The organism is Terrabacter aerolatus (assembly GCF_007991735.1).
GTDB classification, from domain to species: domain Bacteria; phylum Actinomycetota; class Actinomycetes; order Actinomycetales; family Dermatophilaceae; genus Terrabacter; species Terrabacter aerolatus.
This window is the reverse complement of sequence record NZ_BJYX01000045.1, coordinates 1-11,505: the sequence shown is the minus strand read 5'-3', so window position 1 is coordinate 11,505 and position 11,505 is coordinate 1. Positions and strand designations below refer to the sequence as shown.

Sequence of the window (11,505 nt, the reverse complement as noted above, 5' to 3'; positions counted from 1 at the left end):
GCGGGAGGCGCAGTTGTGCGACGCGAACGCTTCGTCTTCGTGTCCCCATGAGCGCGAACGAGCGCCACAGCTGGAGAGTCGGTGGCACTGGGGGAGTCTGTGACGGCGAGCCGTCGAGGTCGACGTGAGTCACAGGACGGGTGCCGAACCTCTGGTTCGGTGACGTCGACGTGCCGAAGCCGCCGGCTGGGCGATGGCACGTCGAGGTCTACGTGCCGCCCGAGGTGGCCGAGCACCGGGTCGCCGCCGCGGTGGCCGCCGGCGGAACCATCGTCGATGACAGCGACGCCCCTCCACTGACCGTGGTCGCCGACCAGGACGGCAATACTGGAGTGGTGTGCGCCGACATGTCAGCAGCACGGACGGTCAAGTCCGCCTGAAACGCCAGGAACTCGACAACACCCATCGGCGCCAGAACGAGCCGAAACTCCGCCGATCAAGGACGTCTTCTGTCCGGGACCCTGCCTACAGTTCTGGTCATGGCCATCGCACGTTTCCCTGTCGTCGTCCTTGACTGTCCTGATCCTCACCGTCTCGCGCAGTTCTACAGCGACCTGCTCGACTGGCCTGTCGTCCGGGATGAGGACGACATGTGTTTCATCCGTGCCGACTATGGCGACGGGATCGGCTTCCAGAAGGTCGAGAGCTTCAACCCACCGAAATGGCCCCACCAAGACGTCCCGCAACAGATGCACATCGATGTCGACGTCGAGGACCTGGACGCCGCCGAGGCGGCCGTCCTCGCCCTGGGTGCCACCAAGCACGAGCACCAGCCTGGAACGACGTTCCGCGTCTTCCTCGACCCTGCTGGGCACCCGTTCTGCCTCTGCTCCGGGTGACAGCTCAATCCGCTGCCGTGACTGGCGCTGGACGTGCGTCGCTGGCAGCGCTTCGATGCCGGTTGGGTTGAAGGGCGAGGCGGACTCGACCTGTACTTCGACGGACTCATCCACCGTCACCGGGCCTCGCGCCGGCACGCGTGACCACCACCACCTGGAATGGGGGTGGTGGTAACGGCTCCAGCCCTCCAGACAGCGCTTCGCCGAGCCCTTCTGGACCAGTAGGGCCTGCCACGTCCAGCGGCACCGCACACCCGCTCCTCGGCGGATCCCGTAGATCGTGGACCTGAGCGTAGCCGCGGGCGTGCTCAGGTTCTCAGGGAAGTCGGTCTGTTCTCCCAGGCCCGCAGCGCGGATCTCAGCCTGAATGACGGGTCGGGCCGTCGCCTGAAGAGGGTCTCGTCGAAAACCTCGTCACGATCCGGCTCTCTCGTCGTCTACACAGTGACGACGGATTGACCCCCAAGTTGCCGTTGTCGCGGGACCTCGGGCTGCTCATGGAGGGGAGCCCGGGGTCCCACCCGTGGAGGGCTCGCGAGGGGCGCGGTCACTGTCGGGGAGCGCCAAGGCGAGGCGGTTAGCGTCGTGGGCAGTACGGCCGCCTGCGACGATGCGGCGTGGCCGGAGACCTGTGTGCCCCTCAGCTGTCTGGAGCCAACCTGCCAATGAAGATGTCAATGATCGCCACCGCAAGCGCCGCGCAGGTCCGAGCCGACCTTCGCCGGGCTGGAGCGGCAGCAGCCTTCTCGTTCGCCGTGCTCGTGGTCCTCGCCACCCTCGGCCAGCCCCAGTCGCCAGACCTCACGCCGCGCCTGCTCACGTTCCTCGGCGCCGTCGTCTTCGCCGTCAGCGCGGCCGTCGCGGTCCGCTCCACCGCGAACGAGCTGGCCCGCGTGGTCGGGGCCCGAGCCAGTGCGGGCACGTCGTCGAACCTGCGGCTGTGGGTCACGATCATCGGCTACCTGCTCGTCGGGGTGCTCGCACTCACCGTGCTGCACGTCCCGATCGAGAAGCTGCTGCTTTCCGGCGCGATCACGGGCGTCGTGATCGGGATCGCGGCCCAGCAGGCGCTCGCCAACCTGTTCGCCGGTCTCGTGCTGCTCACCTCGAGGCCCTTCGACGTCGGTTCCTGGATCGTGCTCCGCTCCGGTGCTCTGGGAGGCGAGTACCACGGTCAGGTGGTCGGCATCGGCCTGACCTACACCGAGATGATCACCGAGGAGGGGCCGTTCTCGTTGCCCAATGCGAGCGTGCTCGCTGCCGCCACCGGTGGGCGACCGGCTGCCAAGCCCTCGACCCCATCGTTGTGACGAGTAGGTCGACACCGGAGCAGTCGGCAGGCGGCAGTCGGCAGTGGGCAACCGAGTCACGGAGTTCATCACCGATGTCCCGCGTAGTGGCCGTTCAGCGACCCTCTCGCCGGGGTGTCCGCGTCGTCGGGAAAGGCCTGAAGCCGCGGGCGACGTTGCGCTCGGACTGAACACGCCTCACGGAGCGTGGTTGCAGTCACTGCCGAGGGGCACTCGATTCGATGGCCGCCTGTTCGCACGTCGTGTTCGTCTGGTGGTCCTTGAACAGCGCGCGCACGTCCGTGCCCTGCTTGGTCGCCAGCGCGCCGAGCAGACGGCACATGGCCTGGACCTCCTGCGTGGTGGCCAACCCTGCAGTGTCCGTGACGGCGCTCTGGTTTGCCGCGTTGTCTGCTGCGTCCCGCGCGCTGCTCGCTGCGGTGCACGAGGCGAACATCGTGACGAGCAGGACGATGATGACCCAGCCCGACAGGTGGGCCGGCGTGGGCTCCTGCGAGGGCTCACGGGCACTGACGGGCGAGCTCGATGGTCCGGTCATGGCGTCGCCCCACGGAGGGCGCGTCCCGCGCTGCGGGGACGTCAGTGCCTGGGAGGCGCCGGCAACACCACACCACACCACACCTAGGTCGCCCGAGACGGACGGTTGGCGGCCCGCTGGCCGGAAGCGGGAGGCCCTGACCAGCGATGCGCTGGTCAGGGCCTCCGGCGTGCGTCGACCCCTCGCGCCGCCCGACGTCCGTGGACAGGTGGTTGGGTGTCGACGCCCCGCGGGTCAGCGACGGTGCGGGTAGGTCAGACCAGGCAGGACCGGGGTGCCGTCGGCTCGGACCCCCTCCAGAGCCTTCGGGTCGAGACCGAGCAGCTCCAGGATGGTCGGGGCGATCTGGGTGGTCGCCGCGGGGGTGTGCACCGTTCCGCGTCCGGTGCCGCCCCCCGAGACGACGAGAGGGACGTCGCGGTCTGCGGGGGCGTCGCCGCCGTGTTCGGCGATCTTGCCGACACCACCGGTGTAGACGACGCCGTGCTGGGCGATACCGACCAGGTCGGGGGCGTGGGGGTCACCGACCGGTGCGCCGAACAGCCGGTCCGCCGCGGCGCCCGTGCACACGTCGGTCAAGCCGGAGGCCGCCACGGTCGTCGAGTAGGTGCCCTTGGGGTCGGAGGCGGTGTTCGCGGGGGCGGAGTGGCTGAGCAGGTAGTCCTTGACGAAGCCCTCGGCTGCGTCAGACCGGTCAGAGAGCCACAGGAGCATGCCGTCGTCGTCGACCGAGAACGTCACGAGAGGAGCCGCACCCGGGTGACCAGTCGCCCAGGTGTGGTTGATCGCGTCGATGATCTGACCGTCGTCGACCCGGCGCAGGGTGGACAGGTCGATCGGCGACTGGCCGTGCTTGGCCGACAGGATGACGGTGGTCCGCGCGCCGATCCCGTTGCGCCGCAGAGCAGTCTCCATCGAGCCGACCTCCCGGTCGACGAAGTCCAGACTGCTGCGGAGGACCGGGCCCGGGGTGCCGTCGGGCTGGTAGCCACCTGCCTGGCCGCCGGACGTGGGCAGCTTCTGGGCGGTCGAGACGCTCTGGAAGTTCATGCCGAAGATCGCCGGGGTGCCGACCTTGGTCGAGCCGGAGTGGTCGAAGCCCTTGATCTCGTTGAGCACGGCGGCGACCTTGGTGGCGTCGTACTCCTGGGTCAGGGCGTTGTTCTTCGTCCAGTCGTCACCGGCAGCGTCGGCGACGGAGTTGATCTCGGGCGTGAAGAGGTCCTGCACGCCGCGACCCGAGGGTCCGTTGAGGATCTCGTATGCCGCGTGCTTGTCGGACCACGCCGTGCGCAGTCCCGCGGCGCGCGCCACCTCGAACACGGTGTTCACGCGGATGTAGCTGTGCGGGTAGAGCGGTCGGCACGTTGCCGGGTCGACGGGCAGCAGGGCCGGGTCGAGCAGCTGGGCAGCGTCCGGGGTGAGCTTGAGGATGGCGGAGGTGACGGCCGAGGCGGACCCCAGGGTCTGGGCCAGTGTGTTGGTCGGCAGGTGCGTCAGCGCCGGAGCGGTCAGGCCTTGGCCGGCGTCCAGGGTGATCGGGTTCTGTGACCGGTCAGCGCCTTCGGTCCACGCGACCTCCGTGCCGGGTGTGGCCTTCGAGCAGTCGGTCGTGCCGGGTGCCAGCAACGTCCGGTTGAAGGTGTCGTCGTAGTACACGCCGCTCGTCCCCGGTCCCGCACCCGTCAGCTGGGCCACCATGCCGGGGAAGGAGTCGGAGGGGAAGGTCGTCCGAGCCCGCGAGTAGCTCGTCCCGCCCTTGACGAGCGACGCGAGCGCAGAGCGGGGGTGCGCGTTGACGTACCAGTCGAGGTCGCTCTGGTGCAGGCCGTCGACGGACAGCAGCAGGACGTGCCGCTGCGCGTGGCCGGGGGAGGCGTCGGGATGGGTCGAAGGGCCGGCGGTGGCAACACCGGCAGCCGCGGGGACGAGCGCGGCACCGGCCAGGAGGGCCAGGACTGCACTGTTTCGGCGGGAACTTCGCATGATGTCCACTCTCTGAAGGGGGTCAGAACGACGAGGCCGTGGTGATCGCACGGCCCGAAGGTCTGGTCTATTCACCCGTTCTGCGAGGGGCATGGGAGGTGTCCGACGTGCCGACCAACGCACGGGAAACAGTTGTCGACCCCCGACTGACGACCGTGGGCCGTCGGGTCAGCCATCTGGGTGACCAACCGATCGGGGGCCGTTCTCGCACGGCGAAAGTGAGGCGCCTGGCCACCCGGGGTGGACGGACGACGGCGGACGTGTCCGCGGTGCTCACACCTCGAAGATGTCCCCCAGGTGAACGGGCTGCAGCGCCCGGGCCCGGATGATCTCCACGAGCTGTCCGTAGACCTTCGTCACCGGTAGGTGGTTGGCGTGTCCGATGACGATGTGGTCCGGCAGGAACCACTTCTTCGCGTTGGCGACGAGGTTCTGGGGCGTCTCGACGGTCGAGTCGCCGAGGCTGCCGAGCCACATGGTCACAGCGGGGTAGCCGAGGTCGGCCAGCTGCGCGTCGAGGCTGCGGTTGTGGAAGCCGTAGGGAGGCCGGAGGAAGGGCCGGCCCAACGTGCCGTACGTGTTCTTGAGGAAGACCTCGTTGCGACGCACCTGGTCGGTGACCTCGGCGGACGACAGGCGCAGCAGGTTCGGGTGCGACCAGGTGTGGTTGGCGATGAAGATCTGGTTGTCGTCGTGCAGCGGGCGCAGCACGTCCGAGTGCGTGGTCCAGCCCGAGTTGACCCCGTTGCAGAAGAAGGTCAGACGTAGGCCGGTGTCGCGAGCCAGCGTCGCGTAGCCCTCGATCACGCGTGAGCTGGTGCCGTCGTCGACCGTGAGCGCGATCGTCTTGGAGTCACCCGGAAGCTGGAACAGGGTGCCGTGCGGGACCGGAACCCGCGTCAGTCCCCGAGGCGCGGTGAAGCGTGGCCCGGCCGCGCCGGCCCCGGACGAGCCCGGACCCGCGGAGACATGCGCCGCTGGCGAGGTGTCGGTGCTGCACGCAGCGAGCCCAGCGGCCACGGCTGCCGCGATGGAGGCGAGGAAGGCACGGCGTTCCACGTCGACGACGCTACGCCGCGATCGTGAGGATCCCCTGAGGGCGGCCGGCGTGGCGGACTGGCCTCGTCGGGGAAGGAGCGCGCGTCCCACGGGTCCACACGGCATACTCGGTCAGTTGTTCCGCCCGTGCCTGGTAGAGGGGGCGGGTTGCTGGCACACTTCGGCTCGACCTGACACGCGGCGAGGAGCGGAGGGGATGTGCGGACGGACACCGCAGGGTCGATCGGATGGCTGCGGCCTGTGTGGGTGCGCGTGGTCCTGGTGACGCTGTTCGTGTTCTCGTCGTGGCGGTGACGTCCGATCGAGGGTGGCTGTCCGGGCTCGTAGCCGTGGCGGTGGCCTACGTGACGCCATGGTCGGTCTGGGCCTGCCTGCTGGCGGGGTGCGGTGGCCTGCTCGTCGGAGTTGCACAGGGCTTCCGGCGCCGTCGTCATTGGTCCAAAACCGTGTAGAGCTCGCGCCCCCATGAATGGCCTGGCCCGATGAGCTCGTCCCCAGGAGTGCGATCCCGTCGCGACAGTCGAACTCGCGAGGCACGGCCGGCGCAGTCCACGACACCAAGCCTGAGGGCGAACTGTCCACGCCAGGAGGCGGGTCCGAAGCGCCGTGGCGGGGACTGAGTGAAATCATGACCGCAACCACGTGGTCGAGGCAGGGGCAGGATGGACGGATTCAGTCAGTGGCGCGCGAAGCACGCCCGACGGACTTTGAAGATCTGGCGCGTCTTCATGCCGCTGTTCATCCCCGGCTTCTGCTCGTCGGCGACGTCGATCGGCGACATGAGTACGGGTGGTGCGTCACCGGCGGGAGGATGAGACCGTGACCGATCGGCTCTCTTGCCCGTGCTGTGGGTATCAGACGCTGCCAGAACGAGATGCCTACGAGCTCTGCCCGGTGTGCTTCTGGGAGGACGATCCGAGCGAGTCACGCGCGCCTGGATTCTCCGGAGGGGCCAACGCGCTCGACCTCCTGACGGCCCAACGGACGTTCCTGCGGATCGGGGCCGTGCACCCGATCTTCGTCGCCAACGTCCGCGCGACGCTTCCCACGGAGGCCCGTGCCTCTGACTGGCACCCTTACCTTCGGACCCACCTCACCGAGTGATCCCTGGCCGGCGACGTGTCGACGATCAAGTCGATCCCAGACAGTCAATGTCTCGGACGGATGACCGAGAAGACGAGAGCGTCCGACGGCCGACCGGCGACGGTGAGGAAGCTCCGGAGGCGTCCCTCCTCGTGGAACCCGGCGCTGCGGAGGACCCTCTGCGAGGGAAGGTTGTCCGGTTCGACCCAGGCCTCCAGGCGCTGGAGGTCCAGGGCCTCGAGCGCCCAGGGGACGGCGAGGCGAACGGCAGCCGTCGCCAACCCCGAGCCGCGTGTCTCCGGGACGATCCAGTACCCCAGCCCGCCGACGCGCCTCTGTGGGCGCAGGCCCACCCACAGCAACCCGACGGCCTGGTCACGTGCGACGTCGACGACGGCTTGGGAGACCCCTTCGCCGCGATCGGCGCGATCCCACTGGCGATGGATGAAGCTGGTCGCCTCGGCGGGGGGTGAACGTCTCCGGAACCGTCGTGCTCTCGGGTATCCGGGGATCCGTGGCGGCGAGCCGGATGCAGTCGGTGTCGGCTTCACGCCACCTCCTCAGCCCGACACGACCATCACCCAACGGAGGGTCCGGGTAGGGGAGGGGAGCGGCCGTCACGGGCCCGATCCTGCCACCCGTCGCACCCACCGGGCGGGGACGTGCCCTTCGCTAGGCACCCGGTGGCGTCGCGGGACACCACCCGCGGGCCAGGGGGAGGCGCCCGGCATCCCGGCTGGCCCGCGACTCCAGCACCCACCCGCGCACGGCCGCAGCGGTGTCGCTGACCGAGCGCCCGGTGGTGTCGATGGAGGCGACGCCCCATCGGGGATCGTGCCTGTCCCATCGCTGCCAGCGGTCCCAGCGTTGACCCGGTGCCCCGGGTCGGGTGATGACCTCCGGGTGGTGGCGAGGGTCGCGGGCGTGAGCGCGGTGCCACCCGGCCCAGCCGTTGAAGTCCTGCTTGGCCTCCGCTGACCACTTCCCCGGCTCGCGGTGCTCCAGCCGCTCGGAACGGACGGCGTCCGCGACGTCGACGAGGCACACCGCCAGGTCCAACCCGTCGGCGTCGGGGCTGGCCAGCAGCTCGCCGATGGGCGACTGGGCCGTCAGCACCAGATCGGTCCCTCTCTGCGACAGGGTGAGGGCGTGGGTCACCCAGCGTCCCAGATCTCGCTGCCGCCAGGCGGTGTCCGCATCGCTCGGGACGCCGTGCTCGTCGCTGTCACGGACGGAGACTCCGGCAAGGTCGCCGCAGCCGGCGGCGGTCGCGGTCGACTTGCCCGAGCAGCTCGACCCGGTCACGAGAAGCAGCATGCCGTTAGCCAAACACGAGCCTGCCGGGTGACGCACCCGAATTGGCGGGCCGCAGGCCGAGGCCCGACAGGTGCAGGGGCCGCGGACCGGCGACGGCGCGGATCCGCCACGCGTACCGCCTACGGGCGGGTCGAGGCGACGGCCGAACCGTGACCGGTGACGATCTGCGCGATGGCGCGCAGCGAGTCCGTCCCGGCGACGAGGTAGCCGTTGTGGCCGCGAGCGTCGGCGACCGGAAGGGCGCTCGCCCCGAAGGCCGTCGACGTGGGGTCGGCGGCATGTCCGAAACCGTCCACCCGCGTGTGCGGGACGACGCCGATCGGGTCGTCGGCGGCGATCCCGGCCCAGACGGCGGCCGTCGTGTGGAGGGCGGAGCGTGTCCACACGTCCATCCCGGGCGAGCCGATCGCGACGAGCGCCGAGATGGACAGGTGTGGCGCGGCGTGCGCGCACACCACCGAGCCGTAGCTGTGGCACACGAGGCTGACCGAGGCCGAGCGCGAGAGCCGGTCGACGAAGGACGCCAGCCGGGGAGCTCCGTCGACGGCGCGGTCCGAGCGGGCGGCGTCGGCGTCGAGCCCGGCCGGCGGGTCGTAGTCGAGCCACACGACGACGGCCGCGGGAGTGTGGGGGTCGGTGCGCTCCATCTCGGCGAGCAGGGTGCGCGCCTGCACGGCGGGATGCCGACGGCCGGCGCCCTGCTCGTCGCGCAGCAGCGGGCCGTTCCAGCCGACACCGGGGACGATGACCGCGATGTGCTTGGCTCGGTGCACGTCGCCGAAGGCCTCGACGACGCGTCCCTGGCCCCGGGGGTCGGCGCTCAGGACGCGGGCCACGGGGCCGGCGACCTGCACGGGGGTCCCGTCACTGATGGACTGACCGACCGCAGGCGCTGCTCCGAGGAGCAGGGTCAGGAGGGTGACTCCGACGAGGGCGAACCGGTCGCGCAGGGTCCCTCGGGTGGGCCGCTTGGGTGCGGCCGGCCGTCGGTGACGGTGGCGTCGTCGATCCACTCAGGAGCCTTGTCGTCGTCGGTCGAAAATGCGTAGGGCAACCGCCAGTCTGACGGCAGAGTCTGAGAGCACCTTGTGGTGGCGGCCGACGCACGCTGACACGCTGCCTGTGCACCGGCGGGTCGCGTGACGCGCACGACGGGTCACAGGCCCGGACCGGGTACGCGATTCGTCGACCGGCTTTCCCGTCCCGGTCCCGAACACCGTCCCGACACCATGACCCAAGGAGTGACCAGCCTTGATCTTCATCACCGCGAAGTTCCCCGTGAAGCCCGAGCACGCAGACGACTGGCCCGAGATCTCCCGATCCTTCACCGAGGCCTGCCGTGCCGAGGAGGGCTGCCTCTGGTTCGACTGGTCGCGCAGCCTCGACGACCCGACGGAGTACGTCCTCGTCGAGGCCTTCCGTGACGAGGCCGCGGGCGCCGCGCACGTGCAGAGCGACCACTTCAGGCAGGCCACGGCGAGCCTGCCTGCCTACCTCTCCGCGACGCCCAAGATCGTCAACACGACGATCGACGGAACGCAGTGGTCCGAGCTCGGCGAGATGGCGGTCGAGAAGTAGCCGAACGGCTACTCCGAGAGCGGGTTTCGCACTCCGGCCGAGGGTCCGCTATGGTCTACCTCGCACCCACGGGGCCTCGGCTCCGCAGGTTGGCAGGCGGACGTAGCTCAGTTGGTAGAGCGCAACCTTGCCAAGGTTGAGGTCGCCGGTTCGAGCCCGGTCGTCCGCTCCGCTCGAAGGGCCCGTCGACTCCGGTCGGCGGGCCCTTCCGCACGTTCACCGCGCCATCGTCGCGGCATCCTCGCCGGCATCGTCGTCGGGGTTACGTAGGCTGTCGCCCATGGCTGCGGCGAGCAAGGCACCGGCGGTCGAGATCGAGGTCGGCGACCACACGGTGCGCCTCTCGAGCCCCGACCGCGTCTACTTCTCCGAACGCGGCGAGACCAAGCGGGACCTCGTCGACTACTACCTGTCGGTGGGGCCGGGGATCGTCAACGCATTGCGCGAGCGGCCGTGCATGCTGCACCGTTTCCCCAAGGGAGTCGACGGTCCGAAGGTCCACCAGAAGCGGCTGCCCGCCGGGGCGCCGCCGTGGGTCGAGACGGTCCGCCTGCACTTTCCGCGGTACGGACTGCACGCCGACGAGCTGTGCGTGACGCGGCTGGCCGACGTCATCTGGGCCGTCCAGATGTCGACCGTCGAGTTCCACCCGTGGAACAGCCGCCGCGCCGACACGGAGAGCCCCGACGAGTGGCGCATCGACCTCGACCCCATGCCCGACTGCAGCTTCGAGAAGGTGCGTCGCGCGGCCGCGACGACGCACGAGATCCTCGATGAGCTCGGAGCCGTCGGGTGGCCCAAGACGTCGGGCGGCTCGGGCCTGCACGTCTACGTCCGCATCGCTCCCGACCGGGGCTTCAAGGACGTCCGCCGCGGGGCTCTAGCCTTCGCCCGTGAGGTCGAGCGACGGCTGCCCGACGACGTGACGACGACGTGGTGGCGCAAGGACCGCTCTCCCGAGGACCTCTTCGTCGACTACAACCAGAACGCCCGCGACCACACCATCGCGGCCGCCTACAGCGTGCGCGGCAACCCGCGCGGCACGGTCTCGGCGCCCTTGACCTGGGACGAGGTGGCCGACGCCGAGCCGCAGGACTTCACCATCGCGACGATGCCCGAGCGCTTCGCCCGCCTCGGTGACCTGCACGCCGGCATCGACGACGCCGTGTTCGACTTCAGCCCGCTCATCGAGTGGGCCGACCGGGACGAGCGTGAGGGGAAGGACACTCCACCCGAACCCGACGAATGACCCATCCCGACCGACGACCGCTCCGAACCCCATCACGACACCGGACCACAGAGGAGACAGCGTGACCGTGCTGCATGACTTCAAGGCCACCGCCATCGACGGCAAGGAGGTGTCGCTGGCCGATCACGCCGGCGACGTCGTCCTCGTCGTCAACACCGCCAGCCAGTGCGGTTACACCCCGCAGCTCGGCGGGCTGGAGAAGCTCTACGAGACGTACCGGAGCCAGGGCCTGACGGTCCTCGGCTTCCCGTGCAACCAGTTCGGGGGTCAGGACCCGGGAAGCGACGACGAGATCGGCGCCTTCTGCCAGAAGAACTACGGCGTCACCTTCCCGATGTTCTCCAAGATCGACGTCAACGGCTCCGACGAGCACCCGCTCTACACGTGGCTGAAGTCCGAGAAGGGTGGACTGCTCGGCAAGAAGATCAAGTGGAACTTCACGAAGTTCCTCGTCGCCCGCGACGGCTCCGTCATCGGCCGCTACTCGCCGACGACCGACCCCGCCGACCTCGCCGCTGACATCGAGAAGGCCCTCGCCGCCTAGGT

Annotated in this window: 13 protein-coding genes and 1 tRNA gene; 8 read left to right on the top strand and 6 right to left on the bottom strand. The window is 69.7% G+C overall.

Going from position 1 to position 11,505, the window contains the following annotated elements; all coding sequences use genetic code 11:
- Positions 1-140 precede the first annotated feature (140 nt).
- From TAE01_RS20215 to TAE01_RS20205, 3 genes are all read left to right on the top strand, one after another.
- Positions 141-380, top strand: coding sequence for a VOC family protein (locus tag TAE01_RS20215; RefSeq protein ID WP_246111478.1), 240 nt, complete (start codon positions 141-143; stop codon positions 378-380).
- A 99-nt stretch (positions 381-479) separates the two neighbouring features.
- A complete protein-coding gene (locus tag TAE01_RS20210; RefSeq protein WP_147068608.1) occupies positions 480-839 on the top strand; it encodes a VOC family protein in 360 nt (119 codons plus the stop codon).
- A 677-nt stretch (positions 840-1,516) separates the two neighbouring features.
- Positions 1,517-2,149 (top strand): mechanosensitive ion channel domain-containing protein, encoded by a 633-nt coding sequence (locus tag TAE01_RS20205; protein WP_186815318.1) that lies wholly within the window; start codon positions 1,517-1,519, stop codon positions 2,147-2,149.
- Between the two features lie 196 nt (positions 2,150-2,345).
- Here TAE01_RS20205 and TAE01_RS20200 read toward each other — a convergent pair whose 3' ends face one another.
- From TAE01_RS20200 to TAE01_RS20190, 3 genes are all read right to left on the bottom strand, one after another.
- Complete coding sequence (locus TAE01_RS20200; protein ID WP_147068606.1) at positions 2,346-2,687, bottom strand: hypothetical protein; 342 nt, start codon at positions 2,685-2,687, stop codon at positions 2,346-2,348.
- Between the two features lie 234 nt (positions 2,688-2,921).
- The gene (locus TAE01_RS20195) at positions 2,922-4,673 is read right to left on the bottom strand and encodes an alkaline phosphatase family protein (RefSeq protein WP_147068605.1); all 1,752 of its coding nucleotides are present in this window, start codon (positions 4,671-4,673) and stop codon (positions 2,922-2,924) included.
- Positions 4,674-4,946: 273 nt separating this feature from the next.
- Positions 4,947-5,732: a polysaccharide deacetylase family protein gene (locus TAE01_RS20190; RefSeq protein WP_222594198.1), complete on the bottom strand. Its 786-nt coding sequence runs from the start codon at positions 5,730-5,732 to the stop codon at positions 4,947-4,949.
- Between the two features lie 819 nt (positions 5,733-6,551).
- Here TAE01_RS20190 and TAE01_RS20185 point away from each other — a divergent pair.
- Positions 6,552-6,836 (top strand): CPCC family cysteine-rich protein, encoded by a 285-nt coding sequence (locus TAE01_RS20185; RefSeq protein ID WP_147068603.1) that lies wholly within the window; start codon positions 6,552-6,554, stop codon positions 6,834-6,836.
- Positions 6,837-6,880: 44 nt separating this feature from the next.
- Here TAE01_RS20185 and TAE01_RS20180 read toward each other — a convergent pair whose 3' ends face one another.
- The 3 genes from TAE01_RS20180 to TAE01_RS20170 form a co-directional block, all read right to left on the bottom strand.
- On the bottom strand, positions 6,881-7,366 hold the full coding sequence (locus TAE01_RS20180) for a GNAT family N-acetyltransferase (protein ID WP_147068602.1): 486 nt from the start codon (positions 7,364-7,366) through the stop codon (positions 6,881-6,883).
- Positions 7,367-7,487: 121 nt separating this feature from the next.
- Positions 7,488-8,132: a hypothetical protein gene (locus TAE01_RS20175; RefSeq protein ID WP_147068601.1), complete on the bottom strand. Its 645-nt coding sequence runs from the start codon at positions 8,130-8,132 to the stop codon at positions 7,488-7,490.
- A 119-nt stretch (positions 8,133-8,251) separates the two neighbouring features.
- Positions 8,252-9,145 (bottom strand): alpha/beta hydrolase, encoded by an 894-nt coding sequence (locus TAE01_RS20170; RefSeq protein ID WP_147068600.1) that lies wholly within the window; start codon positions 9,143-9,145, stop codon positions 8,252-8,254.
- Between the two features lie 238 nt (positions 9,146-9,383).
- Between TAE01_RS20170 and TAE01_RS20165 the strand changes: the two genes are divergently transcribed.
- The 4 genes from TAE01_RS20165 to TAE01_RS20150 all read left to right on the top strand — a co-directional run bounded on the left by TAE01_RS20165 (position 9,384) and on the right by TAE01_RS20150 (position 11,503).
- Complete coding sequence (locus tag TAE01_RS20165; protein ID WP_147068599.1) at positions 9,384-9,710, top strand: putative quinol monooxygenase; 327 nt, start codon at positions 9,384-9,386, stop codon at positions 9,708-9,710.
- A gap of 96 nt (positions 9,711-9,806) precedes the next feature.
- Positions 9,807-9,879, top strand: a tRNA-Gly gene (locus tag TAE01_RS20160).
- Between the two features lie 111 nt (positions 9,880-9,990).
- The gene (gene ligD / locus TAE01_RS20155; protein ID WP_147068598.1) at positions 9,991-10,959 is read left to right on the top strand and encodes a non-homologous end-joining DNA ligase; all 969 of its coding nucleotides are present in this window, start codon (positions 9,991-9,993) and stop codon (positions 10,957-10,959) included.
- Positions 10,960-11,020: 61 nt separating this feature from the next.
- Positions 11,021-11,503, top strand: coding sequence for a glutathione peroxidase (locus TAE01_RS20150; RefSeq protein WP_147068597.1), 483 nt, complete (start codon positions 11,021-11,023; stop codon positions 11,501-11,503).
- Positions 11,504-11,505: the final 2 nt, after the last annotated feature.

Coding starts and splice junctions, on each gene's coding strand:
- TAE01_RS20210 (WP_147068608.1), top strand. CDS start 480: ATGGCCATCGCACGTTTCCCTGTCGTCGTCCTTGACTGTCCTGATCCT.
- TAE01_RS20205 (WP_186815318.1), top strand. CDS start 1,517: ATGATCGCCACCGCAAGCGCCGCGCAGGTCCGAGCCGACCTTCGCCGG.
- TAE01_RS20195 (WP_147068605.1), bottom strand. CDS start 4,673: ATGCGAAGTTCCCGCCGAAACAGTGCAGTCCTGGCCCTCCTGGCCGGT.
- TAE01_RS20200 (WP_147068606.1), bottom strand. CDS start 2,687: ATGACCGGACCATCGAGCTCGCCCGTCAGTGCCCGTGAGCCCTCGCAG.
- TAE01_RS20175 (WP_147068601.1), bottom strand. CDS start 8,132: ATGCTGCTTCTCGTGACCGGGTCGAGCTGCTCGGGCAAGTCGACCGCG.
- ligD (WP_147068598.1), top strand. CDS start 9,991: ATGGCTGCGGCGAGCAAGGCACCGGCGGTCGAGATCGAGGTCGGCGAC.